The sequence below is a fragment of the Flagellimonas sp. 2504JD1-5 genome, assembly GCF_053618295.1.
The window spans coordinates 545,360-564,179 of record NZ_JBSIOU010000002.1; the positions used below are offsets into that span (position 1 = coordinate 545,360).

General features: G+C 40.0%; 18 protein-coding genes. 14 read left to right on the forward strand and 4 right to left on the reverse strand.

Annotation, left to right across the window (positions count from 1 at the left end; translation table 11 throughout):
* Nucleotides 1–16: 16 nt before the first annotated feature.
* The 5 genes from ACULLG_RS11960 (at nt 17) to ACULLG_RS11980 (ending at nt 4,147) form a co-directional block, all read left to right on the forward strand.
* Entirely contained in the window at nt 17–967 is a 951-nt protein-coding gene (locus ACULLG_RS11960; protein WP_452127028.1) for an isopenicillin N synthase family dioxygenase, read from the forward strand.
* 3 nt (nt 968–970) lie between these two features.
* Nucleotides 971–1,300, forward strand: coding sequence for a translation initiation factor (locus tag ACULLG_RS11965; protein ID WP_452127029.1), 330 nt, complete (start codon nt 971–973; stop codon nt 1,298–1,300).
* Nucleotides 1,301–1,443: 143 nt separating this feature from the next.
* Entirely contained in the window at nt 1,444–2,376 is a 933-nt protein-coding gene (locus ACULLG_RS11970; RefSeq protein WP_452127030.1) for a DUF1835 domain-containing protein, read from the forward strand.
* A gap of 1 nt (nt 2,377) precedes the next feature.
* The gene (locus ACULLG_RS11975) at nt 2,378–3,250 is read left to right on the forward strand and encodes a nucleoside phosphorylase (protein WP_452127031.1); all 873 of its coding nucleotides are present in this window, start codon (nt 2,378–2,380) and stop codon (nt 3,248–3,250) included.
* A gap of 39 nt (nt 3,251–3,289) precedes the next feature.
* Entirely contained in the window at nt 3,290–4,147 is an 858-nt protein-coding gene (locus ACULLG_RS11980; protein WP_452127032.1) for a substrate-binding domain-containing protein, read from the forward strand.
* On the opposite strand, the gene ACULLG_RS11985 is transcribed toward ACULLG_RS11980, so the two are convergent.
* The gene (locus ACULLG_RS11985; RefSeq protein ID WP_452127033.1) at nt 4,140–4,544 is read right to left on the reverse strand and encodes a response regulator; all 405 of its coding nucleotides are present in this window, start codon (nt 4,542–4,544) and stop codon (nt 4,140–4,142) included. The two genes, ACULLG_RS11980 and ACULLG_RS11985, sit on opposite strands and share 8 nt — an antisense overlap.
* A gap of 85 nt (nt 4,545–4,629) precedes the next feature.
* Entirely contained in the window at nt 4,630–5,295 is a 666-nt protein-coding gene (locus tag ACULLG_RS11990; RefSeq protein ID WP_452127034.1) for a uracil-DNA glycosylase, read from the reverse strand.
* Between the two features lie 74 nt (nt 5,296–5,369).
* On the opposite strand from ACULLG_RS11990, the gene ACULLG_RS11995 reads away from it, so the two are divergent.
* The 4 genes from ACULLG_RS11995 to ACULLG_RS12010 all read left to right on the forward strand — a co-directional run bounded on the left by ACULLG_RS11995 (nt 5,370) and on the right by ACULLG_RS12010 (nt 10,934).
* Nucleotides 5,370–6,875 carry a YfcC family protein gene (locus tag ACULLG_RS11995; RefSeq protein WP_452127035.1) on the forward strand — a complete coding sequence of 502 codons (1,506 nt, stop codon included), beginning with the start codon at nt 5,370–5,372 and terminating at the stop codon, nt 6,873–6,875.
* Between the two features lie 15 nt (nt 6,876–6,890).
* Nucleotides 6,891–7,493: a short chain dehydrogenase gene (locus ACULLG_RS12000; protein WP_452127036.1), complete on the forward strand. Its 603-nt coding sequence runs from the start codon at nt 6,891–6,893 to the stop codon at nt 7,491–7,493.
* Nucleotides 7,494–7,592: 99 nt separating this feature from the next.
* Nucleotides 7,593–8,702 carry a cytochrome-c peroxidase gene (locus tag ACULLG_RS12005; RefSeq protein ID WP_452127037.1) on the forward strand — a complete coding sequence of 370 codons (1,110 nt, stop codon included), beginning with the start codon at nt 7,593–7,595 and terminating at the stop codon, nt 8,700–8,702.
* Nucleotides 8,703–8,762: 60 nt separating this feature from the next.
* Nucleotides 8,763–10,934 (forward strand): endonuclease MutS2, encoded by a 2,172-nt coding sequence (locus tag ACULLG_RS12010; protein WP_452127038.1) that lies wholly within the window; start codon nt 8,763–8,765, stop codon nt 10,932–10,934.
* Between the two features lie 139 nt (nt 10,935–11,073).
* Here ACULLG_RS12010 and ACULLG_RS12015 read toward each other — a convergent pair whose 3' ends face one another.
* On the reverse strand, nt 11,074–12,687 hold the full coding sequence (locus ACULLG_RS12015; RefSeq protein WP_452127039.1) for a thiol-activated cytolysin family protein: 1,614 nt from the start codon (nt 12,685–12,687) through the stop codon (nt 11,074–11,076).
* A gap of 312 nt (nt 12,688–12,999) precedes the next feature.
* On the opposite strand from ACULLG_RS12015, the gene ACULLG_RS12020 reads away from it, so the two are divergent.
* Nucleotides 13,000–14,901, forward strand: coding sequence for a tetratricopeptide repeat protein (locus ACULLG_RS12020; protein WP_452127040.1), 1,902 nt, complete (start codon nt 13,000–13,002; stop codon nt 14,899–14,901).
* A gap of 3 nt (nt 14,902–14,904) precedes the next feature.
* On the opposite strand, the gene ACULLG_RS12025 is transcribed toward ACULLG_RS12020, so the two are convergent.
* On the reverse strand, nt 14,905–15,915 hold the full coding sequence (locus ACULLG_RS12025) for a glycosyl hydrolase family 18 protein (protein WP_452127041.1): 1,011 nt from the start codon (nt 15,913–15,915) through the stop codon (nt 14,905–14,907).
* Between the two features lie 293 nt (nt 15,916–16,208).
* On the opposite strand from ACULLG_RS12025, the gene ACULLG_RS12030 reads away from it, so the two are divergent.
* The 4 genes from ACULLG_RS12030 to ACULLG_RS12045 all read left to right on the forward strand — a co-directional run bounded on the left by ACULLG_RS12030 (nt 16,209) and on the right by ACULLG_RS12045 (nt 18,788).
* On the forward strand, nt 16,209–17,015 hold the full coding sequence (locus ACULLG_RS12030) for an endonuclease/exonuclease/phosphatase family protein (RefSeq protein ID WP_452127042.1): 807 nt from the start codon (nt 16,209–16,211) through the stop codon (nt 17,013–17,015).
* A gap of 63 nt (nt 17,016–17,078) precedes the next feature.
* Complete coding sequence (locus ACULLG_RS12035) at nt 17,079–17,696, forward strand: hypothetical protein (protein ID WP_452127043.1); 618 nt, start codon at nt 17,079–17,081, stop codon at nt 17,694–17,696.
* A 106-nt stretch (nt 17,697–17,802) separates the two neighbouring features.
* On the forward strand, nt 17,803–18,189 hold the full coding sequence (locus tag ACULLG_RS12040) for a DUF4345 family protein (RefSeq protein ID WP_452127044.1): 387 nt from the start codon (nt 17,803–17,805) through the stop codon (nt 18,187–18,189).
* 119 nt (nt 18,190–18,308) lie between these two features.
* A complete protein-coding gene (locus tag ACULLG_RS12045; RefSeq protein WP_452127045.1) occupies nt 18,309–18,788 on the forward strand; it encodes a hypothetical protein in 480 nt (159 codons plus the stop codon).
* Nucleotides 18,789–18,820: the final 32 nt, after the last annotated feature.

Below are 18,820 nucleotides of genomic sequence, written 5' to 3' on the forward strand. Positions count from 1 at the left end.
ACGTAAATTTGATATTATGAGTGCAATACCAAGTGTTGATCTAAGGGATTTTGTTTCAGGGGATTCCACAAGAAAGGAAAAGTTTATACGCGAAATAGGCGCTGCATTTGAAAATATTGGTTTTGTAGCCTTAAGCGGGCATTTTCTGTCGGACGAGCTCGTAGAGCGACTTTATGAAGAAATTAAAAAGTTCTTTCAATTGCCGCAAGAGGTCAAAGACAGCTATGAAATAGAAGGCATAGGGGGGCAAAGAGGATATACATCCTTTGGTAAAGAGCATGCTAAAGGCAAAAAAGAAGGTGATCTAAAAGAGTTTTGGCATTTCGGTCAATATGTAGTGGACAATCCAAAATTGGAGGCAGAATATCCAGATAACGTTTCGGTAAGTGAACTCCCTGATTTTGACGAGATTGGAAAAGAAACCTATAAGATGCTTGAAAAAACCGCACAGTTTGTGCTTCGAGCCCTTGCATTGCACTTGGATTTGGATGAAAACTATTTTGACGAATGGATCAAGAACGGAAACTCCATTTTAAGACCTATCCACTATCCACCGATTACCAGCGAACCCAAAAATGCGGTTAGAGCGGCGGCACATGGAGATATCAATCTTATTACATTGCTTATGGGCGCACACGGCAAAGGGCTCCAAGTTAAAAACCATCAAGGCGAATGGGTCGACGCAATTGCAAGACCTGACCAACTTATGATCAATGTAGGAGATATGCTCTCAAGACTTAGCAACAACAAGTTGAAGTCGACAATTCATCAAGTTGTAAATCCGCCCAAGGAGCTTTGGGGCACATCAAGGTATTCCATCCCTTTCTTTATGCATCCAATAAGTGAAATGTCCTTAAATTGCTTGGAAAACTGCATTGATGATGATCATCCAAAAGGTTTTGAGGACATTACGGCGGGTGAATATCTGCATGAAAGGCTCATTGAACTTGGATTGGTAAAAAAGTAATTAATGAATCTTCAAGATCAGCTTAAGAACCTCTTCCCGGATCACGTCCCGGATGATTCAGACACACCCAAGGAGGAAAAACCCAAATATTGGATGCAAGAGGCACCCATTATCTGTAAGTATGAAAAAAGAAAAGGCAAACCTGTGACCATTTTAGAAGGTTATACAGGTGCTGATGGTGATTTCAAGAAACTGACCAAAGACCTTAAATCCTATTTAAGTGTTGGAGGCAGCTATAAAAATGACACTATAATTATCCAGGGCGACTATAGAGATAAAATCATGAATTTTTTAAAGGACCAAGGTTTTGCAGTAAAAAGAGTTGGAGGCTAAGGTGTTTTTCTGGCAATTTCATTAGTATTTTCCATACTGTGTTAAAATTTAGTGCTGACAATCAATGTTTTACAAAAAAATTTTTGTGTTCTTGGTTTAAATCTTACTTTTAATTCTTCTAACCGACGAAAACCGAACTGAAAATGAAATCACTGTTGCATATTACCAACGGGGACAATTTCACGTCAAAACTTCAATCATTAGATCTTAAGGGGGATATTATTACGTGGAGGGAAATGCTTTGCGAAGGAAAAACGCTTTGCAACGTTGGGAGTGAATCTTTTTGGAAGACGCGTTTTGAATTTTTGAACAAGAACTACAAAGTATCCAAATCGTGGTTCGTTGAAAAAACCTTAAAAGAATACCGATCACTATGTAACCACAAGCAACAAGACCAGATTGTGCTTTGGTTTGAATATGACCTTTTTTGCCAAATAAATATGCTAGCGGTTCTTAGCTGGCTTAAAACACATAGAAGACACGCGGAAATATCATTGGTGTGCAGCGGGAATGAGGATGAAAGCGATAAACTATATGGTCTTGGGGAGCTAAGCGATGAGCAATTGATGCTGCTCTATGAAAAGAGAACCATTTTATCACAAGATGACATTGAATATGCAGACTACGTATGGCAGCTATACTGCAGTGACAACCCGATACGACTAGAAAATCTTATCAACCACAACAATTTCCAATTTGAGTACCTTTCTGATGCCTTAAAAGCTCATTTAAAACGGTTTCCAACCATAAAAAATGGACTTAATGCATTGGAGAATCGCGTTTTGGAGACAGCAATGTCCAAAAAACCGGAAACCAGAAAGCAATTGCTAGGTGAGATCTTAACGGATCAGGGATATTACGGCTTCGGGGATACGCAGTATGATCGTATTATTACCTCATTAAAACCACTTTTTGGTTCTTTTAACCCGGTAAAACTTACCAAAAAAGGCAGTGACATCCTAGAAAACAAGGCTAATTATTATTCACAAATACGTGATAATCAATTATATCTGGGTGGTTCTTTAAAGTATAACTTTTTATATAATACTGCAACAGACCGCATCTTAAAACTCTAATATGTCCACATTAGGCGACTCAGAACTTATTCTGAATCCTGATGGCAGTATTTACCATCTTAACCTTTTACCAAAAGATATTTGCTCTACTATTATAACGGTCGGAGATCCAAGTAGGGTTCCTATGGTGACCAAATACTTCGATGCCATCCATGTTGAAAAGCAAAAACGGGAATTTTTCACACAAACAGGCACCTATAAAGGGAAAGATATAACCGTAATCTCCACGGGAATTGGCACAGACAATATTGATATTGTTTTAAACGAATTGGATGCCTTGGCCAACATTGATTTTGATACGAGGAGTGAGAAAAAGACCAAAACCAAATTGGATTTTATCCGTATTGGAACTTCGGGAGCAATACAATCTGATATTCCTGTAGATTCGTTCTTGATGAGTAAATCTGTAATTGGTTTTGAAGGTCTTTTACATTTTTATGAGACTGGACAAGCCAGAAATAAGGACCTGGAAGAACAACTAAACACTTTTTTAGGGTGGAGCAACCACAATATTACTGGCTACGCCGTGGATTCCGATACGGAATTATTGGCAAAATTCAATTCAAATCGTATACGATTAGGAATAACAGTCACAAATTCAGGGTTTTATGGGCCACAAGGAAGGACATTGAGACTAACCCCCAAAGTTCTGGACTTTAACACCAAACTTGCGGCTTTTTCCTATGAAAATCAACCTATAACTAACTTGGAAATGGAAACATCAGGTATATATGGCCTTGCCAAGTTGCATGGACATCGGGCAATTTCATTAAATGCCATTTTGGCCAACCGGGCAACTGGTGAATTTTCACAGAATGCATACAAAACGGTAGACAGTCTTATCAAATATGCCCTAGGAAAAATTGTTTCCTAGTTGGTAATCCAATATTCAACTCAATAATTTGAAACCCAAATGAAAACCGTCAAAATTATTGGTGTACCGGAACATTTCAACCTTCCATGGCATTTAGCTATAGAAGAAAATGCTTTTGAGCAACGGGGAATCCGATTGGAATGGACAGATATTCCTGAAGGAACTGGAAGAATGTGCCAAATGCTGCAGGAGGGCGAAACGGATTTAGCCATTATTCTCACTGAAGGACTGGTTAAAAGCATTTCGCAGGGCAATCCATCCAAAATTGTTCAAGAGTTCATCTCGTCTCCGCTACTTTGGGGAATCCATGTGGCCGCAGAAAGTGCACGGACTTCTATAAGTGAACTTAAGAACGATAAAATAGCAATAAGCCGTATGGGAAGTGGCAGCCATCTAATGGCGTATGTAAATGCCCAAAACCAAGGTTGGAATACTGCCACTTTGGAATTTGAAATAATCAACAATCTAAATGGTGCCATAGAGAGTCTTGGTTCTGGGTCCGGGGCATATTTCATGTGGGAGCATTTTACCACAAAACCATTGGTGGACAAGGGTGTCTTTAAAAGACTTGGGGACTGCCCCACCCCATGGCCCTGTTTTGTTATCGCAGCAACGAATACTTTCTTAAGCGTTAATTCCAATCTCTTAAAACATATTCTCGAAGTCATTAATCTATATACCTCAGAATTTAAGAGAATTCCAAGTATTGACAGAACCCTTGCCAACAGATATGACCAGAAACTTGAAGATATAAGGGAATGGCTCACCAAAACTAATTGGGGACAGAAACAACTTTCAGAAGAAACATTACTTGATGTTCAAAAAAGGCTGCAAAGTCTCAACCTAATAGAGGAAATCAAAAACCAAAAGGAGTTCCTTTTTTTTGATTCTAAGTGAAGTACTTGTTGATTAATACCCTAAATTTTAAATCAGACAAGGGCTTTTGCGCAGTATCTTTTACATTCGGGTTTGCAAGAGCCAGTGCTGTTGTTTCCTCCGTATCCAGGGCAGTTAACATGACTACAACCACATTTTTTTTGAAATTTTCGTCGAATTTACTTTCGTAAATATCCAAAAACTCCCAGCCATCCATCACAGGCATATTGGTGTCTAAAATAAGTAAGCACGGCATATTTTCATCTTGGGGTGCCTGCTCCAAAAACTCAATGGCCTCTTTCCCGTTACAGGCTGTGTTCACGGTTAGGTTTGTATCAAGCTGTTTTACAAAAAACCTGTTCAGAAAATTGGTGGTGTCATCATCATCAACAAGAAGTACTGATTTGAGTCTGCGCAAAATATAAGAATTTTCCTATACGGGGTTATTTTCTTAAACGTACGAATTCTTATTATATTTTCAGAATTTACTTGCAAGAAGTAATTCACCAACTTATCAACCGTTTCCCCATTTGCGCCAAAAGAACATTGGTCTTGCTAAAATGCTGGTTTCCAAACCAAAGCCCTCGGTTCGCACTCAAAGGTGATGGATGACCCGAAGTAAGAATGTGATGTTTGGTATTATCTATCAAAGTGGACTTTTTCTTTGCAAAACCTCCCCAAAGCAAAAAAACAACGCCTTCCAGCTCCGAAGAAATTGTTTTGATCACGGCATCAGTAAACTGTTCCCACCCTTTCTTTTGATGGCTGCCAGCTTGATGTGCCCGCACAGTTAGGGTGGCGTTTAAAAGAAGTACCCCCTGCTCCGCCCAGCGTTCAAGATTACCGCTTTTGGGATACGGTTTTTCAACATCCACTTTGATTTCCTTAAAGATATTGACCAATGATGGTGGATGTGCAATCCCATCTTTAACAGAAAAACACAACCCATTGGCTTGATTAGGTCCATGATATGGGTCTTGACCAATCACTACCACCTTGGTATCATGAAATGGACAATGATCAAAAGCAGCAAAAATATCTTTGCCCTTCGGATAACAGGTGTACTGTTGATATTCCTGTTTCACAAATTGAACAAGCTGTTGAAAATAGGGTTGGTCAAATTCTTGCTGTAAATAGGGCTTCCAGCTTGGATCTATATTCACATTCATTAATACGCTTCTAATTTCTTTGGATAAATCTAAAAATAATATCTTTCCTGTCCACTAAAGATTGATGCCAACCTATGTCTCTTTTCAAAAAAGTAAAATTCCCAACAGCGCACACCATTCTTTTTATTATTGCTGCAATTGTTTGTCTGCTTACCTGGATAATTCCTGCTGGTGAATATGATCGTTTGTCCTATGATAATGAAAACAAGATATTCATTGTTCAATCACAAGAGGGAACAGTCACGCACCCATTGACACAAGAAACTTTGGATGAACTAGCCATTCAAATTCCATTGGAGAAGTTCACTAACGGCGCCATTTCCAAACCGATTAGTATTCCGAACACCTACAAGAACCTTAAAGGCCAACCACAAGGACCGGTTGGGTTTATACAGGCGCCTTTAAAAGGAATCATGCAATCTGCGGATATTATTTTATTGGTGTTGATTATCGGAGGGCTTATTAGCATTGTAAACGCCACCAAAGCTTTTGAAGCTGGAATCGCCTGGCTTGCTGAAAAACTAAAAGGCCGCGAATTCATTCTCATTATTATGGTGACCACTTTGATCGCTCTTGGCGGAACTACTTTTGGCCTAGAAGAAGAAACCATCGCTTTTTATCCCATTTTAATTCCCATTTTTTTGGCAGCCAAATATGATGCGCTGGTTTGTGTAGCTTCCATCTATGTGGGTTCATCCATAGGTACTTTAGCCTCAACTGTGAACCCGTTTAGTACAATTATAGCTTCGGATGCCGCTGGGATTAATTGGACCGAAGGCCTAAATAGTCGCTTGTTTATGCTGGTTCTTGGACTTATTATATGCATTGCCTATATCATTAGGTATGCTCAAAATGTCAAAAAGAACCCCAAACGCTCGTTGATTCATGATCAGAAAGAAGAAATAGAAAAACAGTTTATGGGGTCAGTGGCATTGGTTTGCACTAAGCTCAATGGTAAGCTTAAGCTGGTGCTTATGGTCTTTGCCAGCACTTTTCTAATTATGGTTTATGGTGTTTCACAGTTAGGGTGGTGGTTTTTGGAAATGACCTCTGTATTTTTGGCTGGAGCTTTGTTGATTGGTCTCATTGCAAGGATAAATGAAAAACAATTTGTGACTCAATTTATGTCCGGAGCTAAAGATTTACTCAGTGTCGCTTTTATAATTGGTATAGCTCGAGGGATTACCGTATTGATGGAAGACGGACAGGTTAGTGATACTTTATTGTATTATGCCTCCGAATTGACATCTGGGATGCATAAAGGACTTTTTATCAATGTTACTTTTGCCCTGTATAATGGACTAGCGTTTTTTATTCCATCCTCATCCGGAATGGCGGTACTTACCATGCCCATCATGTCCCCGCTTGCTGATAGCGTAGGTATCGCACGTGATGTTATGGTCAATGCTTACCAATTTGGAGTGGGCCTCTTTAAATTTATTAGCCCAACAGGTATTCTTTTGGCTTCCTTGGCGTTGGTCAATGTGGGTTATGATAAATGGCTTAAGTTTATTATGCCCTTAGTCATCTTACTTGCTATTTTGGCTATGACAATGCTTACTATTGGAGTATATTTTTAAAAATTAAACGACAAGATGAAGATTCTTATCATAGGAGGAAACGGGACTATTGGAAAAAGAGTAAGCACTCATTTCTCAGAAACCCATGAAGTTTTAATTGCCGGAAGAACGAATGGAAATGTCACTGTGGATATTGCGGATGGTGCCTCCATAGAAAAAATGTTTCAGCAAACTGGCAAACTGGATGCCATTATCTGCATAGCAGGTGAAGCAAAATGGGCGGACTTTAATGAGCTTTCAGAAGAAGATTACTACATCGGTATAAAAAGCAAATTAATGGGACAAGTCAACCTTGTGCGTATCGGACAACATCATTTAAACCCCGGTGGTTCAATAACATTGTCCACTGGTGTTCTGGCCGACAACCCTGTTCCAAAAACTGCCAGTGCAGCCATGGTCAATGGCGCATTACACAGTTTTGTACAGGCGGCAGCTTTGGAAATTGAAAATGGAGTTCGGCTAAATGTGGTTTCGTTGGAACTTGTAATTGATGCCTATGAGAAGTACAAGGACTATTTTCCCGGCCATAACCCCATTTCCATGGAAAAAAGTGTCAACGCCTATGTCCGTAGCGTAATGGGTCGAAGAAATGGTGAGGTCATTCGGGTTTATAACTAAAGTCGTTTTATTTTGAAACAGGGCCTTTACATCGCATTGATTCTTGGATCAATTTTATTTTTGGCCCATTGCAAAAGGCCACAGCCCAAAGAGGTGTCAATGGAAACTACACCCAAGGCCATCCCAACGGTCAACGCTTTGCCCACAGAAGTTATTCATCCAAAAGATAACCCTGCATCCAAGGCAAAAGAAACTCTAGGGAAATTATTGTTTTATGACCCTATCTTATCTGGCAGCAAGGACATATCCTGTGCAACTTGTCATCATCCGGAAATGGGATATGCTGAGTTTCTGGACATCTCAATAGGAACCAATGCGACCGGTCTTGGAAGCAAGCGGAAGTTTAATAAACCAAACAATATTCCATTTGTAAAAAGAAATGCGCAAACCATATTGAATTCCGCTTTCAATGGTCTAGAAAGTCATAAGGCGTATATCCCCGAAAATGCTACCATGTTTTGGGATGATCGAGCTAAAAGTTTGGAGAAACAAGCACTGGAACCCATTAAGGCATTGGAGGAAATGCGTGGACGCAATTTTGCCGAGGATGAAATCTTGGAAATAGTTATTGAGCGATTAAAAGCTATTCCTGAATACAAAAAGTTGTTTGCCGATGCATTCAACCAACCAGAATCGGTAACAATCGAAAACCTTGGTAAAGCCATTGCCGCTTTTGAAAGAACGCTCGTTGCCAACAATTCTCGTTTTGACCAATATAATAGAGGGGATAGCAGAGCTATTTCCATCAGTGAAAAAGACGGTTTTGAACTATTTAAAAAAGTCGGATGCATAAATTGCCATAACGGACCCATGTTTTCAGATTATAAAATGCATGTTTTGGGCGTACCAGAAAATACTAAACTGCCCGCTGCGGATATAGGCGTAGCTGATATTAGAGCCAAGGACAGTTTTGCATTTAGAACACCTACGCTTCGAAACCTAAGATTTACTGCACCATATATGCACAATGGCAGCTTTATGACCTTGCGTAGGGTATTGGAATTTTACGAAGACATTTCCAACAATATGCAACGTAACCCCAATGTGGATCCAGACCAATTTGATCCCTTTGTTCGTGAACTTAGACTGTCGGTTAAGGAAATGGCATTGATCATTTCATTTTTAAATACATTGAATGACGAAGAATTTGATAAATCCATTCCAGAAAATGTACCAAGTGGTTTGCCTGTCGGAGGTTTAATAAATTGATTATTGACTTTCCTTGTTACCTGAATTGAATAGCTATCTTTGCCCCGCCAGTAGAGGAAAATGCAGAACATTCATCCCAAGACACTTCAAGATTTAGAATTTCCAACGGTTTTGGAACAAGTTTCCGCGCGTTGCAATACTGAATTGGGTAAAGAAAAGGCATTGGAAATTCAGCCACTTGCAGACAAGGAGCTGTTAATGGATGTGTTGGGGCAAACTTCTGAATATCTCGCTTCATTTTCCAATGATAACCGGATACCAAACCATGGCTTTGACAGTATCAATGCTGAATTGAAACTGTTGAAGATTGAAAATACCACTTTGGAGATTTCAGGTTTTCGAAGAATCGGAAACATCTGCAAAACGGTCACATTACATCAAAAATTCTTTAAAAAATTCAAGGAGTACTACCCCCTACTCTTCAATCGCTCAGAAAAACTTGAGGTGAATATTGAAATTCCAACCGCTATTGACCATGTCATTGACAAATTTGGGGAAATACGGGACGGTGCTTCCGAGGAACTACGTAGCATACGGATGCAAATCAATGAAGTGCGCTCAAAAATAAATCAAAGCTTTGCTGCTGCGCTTACGCGCTACCATTCCTCAGAGTTGCTTGATGAAATAAAGGAGTCTGTGATGGAAAACCGTAGGGTCTTGGCAGTTAAGGCCATGCACCGAAAAAAAGTTAAGGGCACGGTTATGGGTAGCTCCAAAACCGGCAGTATTGTATATATCATTCCTGAAGCTACACTGTCGCATACCCGTGAGTTAAGCAACTTGGAATTTGAAGAGAAAGAAGAGATTCAACGCATTTTAAATGAGTTGACGGACACTATACGCCCTTTTGATTACCTCTTATCATCCTACCAAGCATTTTTAATACATATTGATATCACCGCTGGAAAGGCAAAATATGCCTTGGACATGAAAGCTCTTCTACCAGAAATCAATGATAAAAAGGAAATGTTCCTTCGGGATGCCTATCACCCCCTCCTCTATTTGACCAATAAATTCAAAAAGGAAAAGACCTGGCCGCAGACCATTCAACTGCACCAAGAAAATAGGATTATTGTCATTTCCGGGCCCAATGCCGGAGGAAAAAGCATCACTTTGAAGACGATAGGTTTGCTTCAAGTAATGCTTCAATCTGGGCTTCTAATTCCCGTTCATGAAAGGAGTTCTGTTTGTTTATTTGATAAGATATTGACAGATATTGGGGATAATCAATCCATAGAAAACCATTTGAGCACCTACAGCTATAGATTGAAGAACATGAATCAGTTCTTAAAGAAATGCAACAACAAAACCTTGTTCTTGATTGATGAATTTGGTACAGGTAGTGATCCAGAATTGGGCGGTGCCCTTGCAGAAGCCTTTTTAGAAGTGTTTTATGAGCGGGAAGCCTATGGTGTAATAACCACCCATTATGCCAACCTAAAAGCACTTGCGGATGAACTTCCCCATGCCACCAATGCCAATATGCTTTTTAATTCAAAAACATTGGAACCTACATTTCAACTGATTTTGGGTGAAGCTGGTAGTTCTTTTACGTTTGAAGTAGCTCAAAAAAATGGAATCCCCTATTCGCTTATAAATAAGGCCAAGAAAAAGATTGAACGCGGCAAGGTACGTTTTGATGCCACCATTGCCAAATTGCAAAAAGAGCGTTCCAAAATGGTCCAGACGGGTTCTCGATTACAAGATGAGGAAACCAAAGCCCGTGAAGAAGCAGAACGTTTGGAAAAGCTGAATGCGAAAATCAAATCCAAACTGGAGAATTATCAAGAGTTGTATGACCACAACCAGCGTATGATCCAATTGGGTGATAAAGTCAATACAGCTGCAGAGCGCTATTTTGTGGACAATAAAAAGCGTTCCCTGATTTCGGAACTCCTTCGTATTGTAGAAACCGAAAATAGTAAGCGCAAAAAGACCACGGCAAAGCAGACCAAGGCTAAACAGGTACAGAAAAAGCAAGTCGCCCAAGAATTGGAAAAGAAAATCGTCAAGGTCAGGCAAGAGAAGAAGATTGAAAAGAAAAAGGCCATTCAAAAAGAAAAGAACAAGCCAAGACCAGTATTTAAAGTCGGCGACAGAGTGCGTTTACAGGATGGAAAAGCTGTTGGCAGCATAGACACTTTAGAAAAAAACAAAGCCGTAGTCAACTACGGCATGTTTACCACGAATGTAAGTGTAGATCAGTTGGAACTTGTAGAAGCTAAAAAGTAACTCCATGTCAGGTCGAGCGCAGTCGAGACCTAAAAAGAAAGATTCCCGCCTTCGCGGAAATGACAATCAAAATAAAATAACAGCCGGCATCAGGTTGTTGAACCCAACCTGAGCGGCCAGCTGCATAGATTGTTTATTCTTAATTACATTTTACACTTTGGAATGTGTACTGCGTACAAAGACCTAAAACACGTTTAGAACAATAGGCCTCATAACAGTATTCCTTATCCAAATACCCAAGGGTTGTTTCCCCAAGGGTCCTCCAGACCAAATCCCAGTACTGGAATTGAATCTTGACATCATGTGCGCCCTTGGGTGGGGCCATGCTAAAGAATATGTTCTGTTTATCCACTTTTTCCCATTCGGTCTCTTTTACCGTCTGCGTGCCCTTTACTTTATAAGAGAATCGGAATCGTACATCAACTAGAATCTCTTTTCTAAGCTTTGCATTCTTATGGACATACTCAAATGTGGTGCATTTTTCAACACGATAGTCGGTATTGTATCCCATTTTCGCAATTCTGTTGTCCTTTAAATACTTAACGGTATAACCAATTGGTGCTCCAGGGTTATCACGACTGTAGAGCGCTCCTTCTGAAATGACATAGTTAAGGCCTCCCTTGCCTTCCTCTATTTCACTGCCTGTGATTACTTCCGTGGCTACTTGGGCGTTTCCACCAATAGTCACCACATTGATGGTCGATTCTTTGATAATTTTCTCATATTCGGCATTAATTTCAACAGTGGCGCCTTTTTTAGCGGTTTTATACTCCAAAACAGCTTCTAGATTAACATCGGTTTCTGTATCCGTGGTTTCCATACGCATCATAATAATTCTTCCATACTGCACCGAGCTGACATAGGCCGGTGGATTTTCATTGGAAAGAATGGACCGTGCCGTTGCCAGATCTACATCATTACCAAAAACGGCAGCAGGACTATCCGGGGTCTCCATGACCACGTCGTAAAAAACCTGTCTATACAATAGCGTTGCTACTCTTTTCTCTGTGGTCTTGGTATAATCAAACTGTGATTCAAAAGATGATCCTTTGGACCATTCCGTGCTTACACCCAGATCAAGGCTCATTTGTTCCCGACTATATGCGGTAGTTTTCTCAAAATATGTGTCCGCATCGATTTCATATCCTTGAGGTTGGATTTGTGCATTCCAATATTCCAGAGCCTCATCGATACTCGCTTGGGTATTCTGAAAGGTGGGGTTATCAACGGTAATATTACCTCCGTCTCCTATTCCTGGTAAATCTACCCTAAGTTTTGTCGGCGCCTTGGAAACTTGCAAGGGCAATGGAGCTCCATTCAATAATTCTCCATTTACAACAACCAAAGCTCCGGGATAAATTACACCTATGGTCGGATCAAAGACCACAACGTCCTCAAAATTGGAGCGGATATTATAGTCAATGGTTCTACATTCTGTAGTCCAACCCAAATCCGTATTTTTATTGGTCCGGTCATTGGTGGGTTCTGTACCGGTGGTGCTTTGAACATTTAAAATTTGTTCGGGATCATAGCTTAAGTTGGCTATCGCCTCATTGATTGCATCAAGATCTGGATTGTTTTCTGGCTCTGGAGTTTCCTCCTCTGGATTTTCAGTATCAGGATTTTCTCCTCCACCGGTTTCAACGGGTGGTTCTACGGGCTCAATTTCGCTACCGCAAGAAATTACACCGAATAACGATACACTTACCAGTATTATCATAAATACTCTTAAGGTTTGGTGTTTTGTTTTCATAACTTTTTGGTTTTTAGGATTCAACACTCCAAACCTAGACGAGAAAATTCTCCAGCCCTAATTTTCGACATGGACAAAGTATGGACAAGTCTTCTAATTTTGGCTTAAAACCGCAATGGACAATGGTAATTTTGAAAAATGAAAAACATAGTTCAAATATCTGATTTTAAATTAGTTATAGGTTATATGGTTTTTGATTACTGTCGTAAAAACATGGACAATCTATGGACATTCGAAAAAACCAATAGTAAATCGCCCCTTTAGGATTCTCGTCTTTTAATCTATCTTTAGAGAAGTCAAAACCAACAACCTATGAACAACCTCATTCGTTTTTGCATTCTTTTGTTTGTGTTTTTTCCAATCATTTCCGCTGCACAATATGATGCTACGCCCAAACAGATAGATAGTTTGGAAAATTTATTGAGAATTTCACCACGGGACACAATACGGACCTCGATTTTGACCAATCTTTGGCGTGCCCATATTCACAACGATATTGAAAAATCATTTTTTTATGCCGATGAGTTGATTCGGTTGGGAAAAGATCTAGATCACCTACCCGCAGAGTATACTGGTTATCAGCGTATGGGGATTTCTTATTCTTACATTGACGACTACGAAACATCAAATGAATACTATAGAAAAGGAATCAAGATTGGACTTGAAAAGAATGAATACAGTTGTGTTGCTGCAATGCATTATAATATCGCGGCGAACTTCAATATGATAAGTCAGGAAGACAGCACTATTTATCATGCGGAGCAAGCAATACCCGCGTTTTTAAAAATGACCGATTCTATTGGTTATGCAAGTTCCAAGTTATTGATAGCTTCGGTATATTTCAGAAAAGGTCATCATCAATTATCATTGGAAAATGCCATTGAAGCAATGCACACCTATAAAAATTATGACCATTATAGGGCAAGGCAGAATGAGGTTGTCGCTATGAACAAAATCGCCCAGAACTATCTTAAAATGGGAGATACAACCTTGGCCTTAGAATACTTGACAGAAGAATTGAAGCTACATCGAACACATAATGATAAACGTGGCGCCATGGTGAATCTATACCAAATGGGGCTTATTTACACTAACGAGAACAACAAACAGACAGAGGCAAAAGGGATGCTCAACGAAAGTAAGGGACTGGCCGGCGAATTGAAAAGCCCCAGTGGCTTATTAAACGCAAACTACGGCCTTGGGCTTTATCATGAAAAAACGAAAGAATATGAGCTGGCCAAGCAACATCTGCATGAATCTTTACGGTTATCAGATTCATTAGGCCAAACTGCGAATAAGATCAGTTCAAATTTGGCTTTGGCACGAATAGCGAGCAAAAACAACCATATGGGCACTGCACTTCAACTGGCGCATCGGGCAAAATCCATGGCAGATTCAATTGGGCTGCTTGAAGATCAAGTAGAGGCCTACAAGATAATTTATACTAACAATGAGCGTTTGGGAAATCCTTCAGCAGCATTGGACAACCACAAATTATTTAAAGCTCTCAATGACAGTATTTATAATCTAAAGACAAGTCAGAGGATGTCTGAACTCAAGACCATATACGAAACTGAGAAAAAAGAAGCCGCACTTGCCCTGCAAGAAGAAGAAATCAAAACCCTAAATGAGAAGGCAAAAGTGGACAAATTGACTAAAGGACTCTATGCCGGAGGTATGACCTCTGCCCTAGCCCTTTCCGGGCTTTTGGTGTTTGGATTCCGGCAGCGCATCAAAAAGAATAAAATCGCTCGCCAAAAACAGGAAGAAATCTATAAACAAGAAATAGCACACAAGAAAAAAGAACTGGCAAGCCAGACTTTACATCTAGTGCAGAAAAACACCTTTATCCAAGAGCTTAAGGAGAATCTGGAAAACCTTAAAAACTCCCCAGAAAAATTTAAAGTGGAGTTTAGACGGATTGTAATGCTCCTAAAAAAGCAGAATGCCTCTGACAAAGATTGGGAAGTTTTTAAATCCTATTTCTCAGAGGTACATAACGACTTTGACCAAAAACTAAAAACGCTTTATCCTGATATTTCAGAAAAGGAGATACGATTAGCGGCTTTTCTCCGCATGAACCTAACCACCAAAGAAATTGCAGCTACACTAAACGTATTGCCAGATAGTATTTTGAAGTCGAAATATCGATTAAAAAAGAAATTGGATTTGGATAAAGAAACCGACTTAACCACATTCTTGAATACTTTATAATCGTCAATCTGTGGTTATGGTAATTCCTAAAGAGGTGTATTCATTATGAATAGCAGATAGCAGTGAATACTCATCAAAAGAATCTTGGCCAAGCTCCCAGATCATTATTCCTCCCAGGTTCTCGTCATTTGCCAGACCAACCTTAGCTTTTATGGTCGGAATACCGTTATAATAGGCATTTCCAATTTGGTCCAAGTTGGCATAACTCTCATCCATTTGTACCATATCATTGTATGCAAAGGCACTGGCTTCTGTGGGGCTCGTAAATTCATACCCATAGAAAGGCACACCAAGATTCAATTTTTCTTGGGGAACACCCTGATTTGTTTTCCAAAAATCGACACCACTTTTAGCATACTCCAATGAACTATGTTGCCCTGCTTTGGAGGGGTTCCAAGGACCGGTGGCGTCATAAGACATGATGTTTACAAAATCAAAAACAGCCAAGGCTTCGTCCGTAATGTTTGCAAACCTGGTTTGAGGCAACGCAACTGTCAGTATTTTATCATGAGCGTCCAGAGCGGTGTTCAAAGCCAATACAAATGAGCTATAGCCAGAGGTGACATTATCCCATTCCAAATCCATATCAATACCATCAAGATCATTGTCAACGACATAATCCACAATTTTGGTCACAAAACCCGGGATATTCTCCTCATTGTCAATCAAATTGGACCAATGGGTGGCCTCTTCTGCTTTTAATACCCCGCCGGCCAAGGATAGGCATATAACAATATCGGGGTTGGCCGTCCGTGCATCCAACAGTACCGAAGCAATACTCGGCATAATAAGATTTCCATCACTATCTGGATTGGCAAAAGCCAAATTGAGATGGGTCAATTTTTCATATGAAATGCTTTCACTCAGCGCAAATCGACCAGCTGGCAAATATCCCACAATGCGGGCCTCAGAGGTTCCCTGTTCCGTGTCATTATCTTTTGACGGTACCTCCTGTCCATCTGAATTACAGGATAGGCCGATCATAAAAAGTAAACACCATACTACTCTTATCATTATTTTGAGTTTTGGATTGCTTAAATTAACAATTCTGAAAAACCACGGAATAAATTTTAGCCCAATCGCACTTTTCAAGAGCTATAGGGTACTGAAAAGACCTAAATTTTTCATCCTCAATCGATTGACTGTAAAGGAAATTTCGACGATCTTAGCCCAGCTCTTACCATCAATTATAGAAACCGAACAAAATGATCCAAACCAAAAGAAACCTTCTGCGCCTACTTCTACTGTTTTTTCTGACGCTTAATTGCTTTTCACAAAGTAAACACAACGGTGAAACCCTCAAAGTAATGAGCTATAACATTTGGAACGGCTTTGATTGGGGCAAGGACAATGACCGAAGAGAAAAATGTGTTGACTGGATCAAGAGCAAAAAGCCCGATGTGGTGGCGCTGCAAGAATTATGTGGTTATACTGAGGAAATGCTAAAAGAGGATGCCTTAAAATGGGGACATCAATACGTGCTATTGTTGAAAACAGCCGGGTACCCGACAGCATTGACCTCCAACAGACCAATCCAATTAAAGGAGCGGAAATTAAATGACTTCTGGCATGGCGTACTGCATTGTGAGACTTATGGCATAGATTTTTATGTTGTGCACCTGTCCCCTGCCGATGCCAAGTTCAGGCTTAAAGAGGCCAAAATGATTGTACGGGATATTCAAGAAAGTGAGCGTGATAACTATGTTATCCTTGGCGATTTTAACGCCAACTCTCCTTTTGATGCCTATGCCCTCGAAAAGAACAATGGTTTAAGGGAAAAATATAGACCCAAGAGCGCTGATGCCAAACACTCCAACCTTTTGAACGGAAATTTTGACTACTCCGTGATTGGTCAGTTTTTGGCCTGCCCAGCTGTGGACCTCGCCTTAAACAAAGTGGATTTAGTCAACAAAGGCTATACTTTTCCCTCTCCGGTCTTAGTTGGCAAATATGACCATAATGACAGATCCATAATGGAAAACCGGGTGCGTATCGACTATATTTTGGCTAGCCCACGTTTAGGAGCAACCTGTGAGGGCTTTGAAATCTTTAACCAAAAAGAAACGCACGGATTATCGGATCATTATCCAGTGATGGCTGAGTTTAAACTGTAAGAACGATAACGCAGTCTATCTTTGTGCGCGGTCTTGGTATGACTTTTGCGACCAGCATGTGCTATGCATGTAATTTTAAGCAGAACATTCTTTTTGTTGGCTCTTTTATTTTGCCTACAAACTCTATCGGCGCAGAACAAATCCTTTAAGGAAGGCTACATTATTGAGCACAGCGGCTACACCATAACAGGTTTTGTCAAGGATAAGTCTGCAGAACCCTTTGTATCACTTTATTCCAAAATCCGATTTAAGCAAGAGGGCTCATCTAGACTAAAAAAATATGATGCCGATGATATTTTGGGATATGGTTTTGGTGAAAATCATTTTCTATCCGTTCCCTTTAGGGAAGAGCAAGAAATGTGGGTCATTAGGTATTATTCAGACTTGGGAGCGCCCCGGAAGTTCTTGAAAGTAATCAAACAATCAGAAAATCTGGTGTATTACGAGCAGTTGTTTGTACATGACGACAACTTTTATTTGGACTCCATTCCTTTTTTTCACAAACCTGGCTCCAATCAAATGGTAAGGGTTACCCAGGGCATTTTGGGGTTCAAAAAAAAGAGATTGCTCGAATATTTTTCCGAGTGCCCACAGATGATTCAAGCTTTATCTGCCAAAAACTCCAGCACTCCCGATATTGTTGGGCTTTACGAATTTTATCTGGAGCACTGCCCTCAATAGCCTAATTTAAACATATAATTTTTGCAAAAAGCATAAAATACCCCCTGACATACCTTTGTCATTACACGGTTCTATTTTTGCGCATCATAACTAAAAACCAATACAAATGGAAATATTTGCTATCGTAACACTGATACTTTCTGGTCTTTTATTGTTGATGGTCGGCATAGCACGACTGAGCAACCCTATAAAGAACTACGCTAAAAACTCCGGAATTACCATTACCAACGATGTTGACCTGTTGAATGAGGTTAGAGGTACCAGCGCCGATATGCTGATCGGTGCAATTATCGTTCTCCTGGGCATCTTTGTCCCCGAAGTGACCCTCACCTCACATGCAATTGCCATTTTGCTCTTTTTGGGCTTTGCTTTAGGCAGATTTGTGAGCATTGCCGCAGATGGCCAACCCAATAAAAAAATTAAACAAGGTATTGTGTTCGAGCTTGTTTTGGGAGCAGCGAATATTATCTGTTTGGTTACATTGCTTGGATAGTTTCTTTCCTCCTAACTTCCGAAAGATTGTATGCCTTGAAAATAGATTTACAGCTTATTACTGATTTGCCTAACTTCAACCCTTAAAGGCTATCATTTTAAACAGTAACAAACCTACATTTGACAAAAAGAGAACTTTATTGGTTTTTGGGCACTTTGGGTCTGGTATTTCTAATTACCGTACTGCTCTTCGGTTTGGATGGGTTTGACCCAGATGCAACTTTCGATATCAATATCCATGACACCTATTTGGTAATTTCCAAGGTTCAGTTCACGCTTCTTATCCCTGTTTTCGTATTCTTTACAATCTACCTTTATAGAACTTTCCGAAACGGTTTTAAAAATTTAACCATGAACATCATTGCTATGGTCGCCACCATTGTAATGCTGTTGGTCTTGGATGGTTTTGTTTCATTTATGGATGCTCTCATCACTCCATACGACCCTATGGAACGTGAGCTGCTTTCCAGGGCAAGTTATCCCGTTGAACGAATGATGTCCGTTCTTTTAACCATGATAAAGGTATTTCAGGTAGTACTTTTGGTATTTCTTGGGTATTGTGGTTTTAAAGCTGGACGAAATTATCAGGCCAAAAAATGAGCTTTAGAATTCCCCAAGGTCGTATCTTGTAA

Excerpts from the sequence above, each read along its gene's own strand:
- ACULLG_RS11960 (WP_452127028.1), top strand. The coding sequence starts at position 17 with ATGAGTGCAATACCAAGTGTTGATCTAAGGGATTTTGTTTCAGGGGAT.
- ACULLG_RS11965 (WP_452127029.1), top strand. The coding sequence starts at position 971 with ATGAATCTTCAAGATCAGCTTAAGAACCTCTTCCCGGATCACGTCCCG.
- ACULLG_RS11970 (WP_452127030.1), top strand. The coding sequence starts at position 1,444 with ATGAAATCACTGTTGCATATTACCAACGGGGACAATTTCACGTCAAAA.
- ACULLG_RS11975 (WP_452127031.1), top strand. The coding sequence starts at position 2,378 with ATGTCCACATTAGGCGACTCAGAACTTATTCTGAATCCTGATGGCAGT.
- ACULLG_RS11980 (WP_452127032.1), top strand. The coding sequence starts at position 3,290 with ATGAAAACCGTCAAAATTATTGGTGTACCGGAACATTTCAACCTTCCA.
- ACULLG_RS11990 (WP_452127034.1), bottom strand. The coding sequence starts at position 5,295 with ATGAATGTGAATATAGATCCAAGCTGGAAGCCCTATTTACAGCAAGAA.
- ACULLG_RS11995 (WP_452127035.1), top strand. The coding sequence starts at position 5,370 with ATGTCTCTTTTCAAAAAAGTAAAATTCCCAACAGCGCACACCATTCTT.
- ACULLG_RS12000 (WP_452127036.1), top strand. The coding sequence starts at position 6,891 with ATGAAGATTCTTATCATAGGAGGAAACGGGACTATTGGAAAAAGAGTA.
- ACULLG_RS12005 (WP_452127037.1), top strand. The coding sequence starts at position 7,593 with ATGGAAACTACACCCAAGGCCATCCCAACGGTCAACGCTTTGCCCACA.
- ACULLG_RS12010 (WP_452127038.1), top strand. The coding sequence starts at position 8,763 with ATGCAGAACATTCATCCCAAGACACTTCAAGATTTAGAATTTCCAACG.
- ACULLG_RS12015 (WP_452127039.1), bottom strand. The coding sequence starts at position 12,687 with ATGAAAACAAAACACCAAACCTTAAGAGTATTTATGATAATACTGGTA.
- ACULLG_RS12020 (WP_452127040.1), top strand. The coding sequence starts at position 13,000 with ATGAACAACCTCATTCGTTTTTGCATTCTTTTGTTTGTGTTTTTTCCA.
- ACULLG_RS12025 (WP_452127041.1), bottom strand. The coding sequence starts at position 15,915 with ATGATAAGAGTAGTATGGTGTTTACTTTTTATGATCGGCCTATCCTGT.
- ACULLG_RS12030 (WP_452127042.1), top strand. The coding sequence starts at position 16,209 with ATGAGCTATAACATTTGGAACGGCTTTGATTGGGGCAAGGACAATGAC.
- ACULLG_RS12035 (WP_452127043.1), top strand. The coding sequence starts at position 17,079 with ATGCATGTAATTTTAAGCAGAACATTCTTTTTGTTGGCTCTTTTATTT.
- ACULLG_RS12040 (WP_452127044.1), top strand. The coding sequence starts at position 17,803 with ATGGAAATATTTGCTATCGTAACACTGATACTTTCTGGTCTTTTATTG.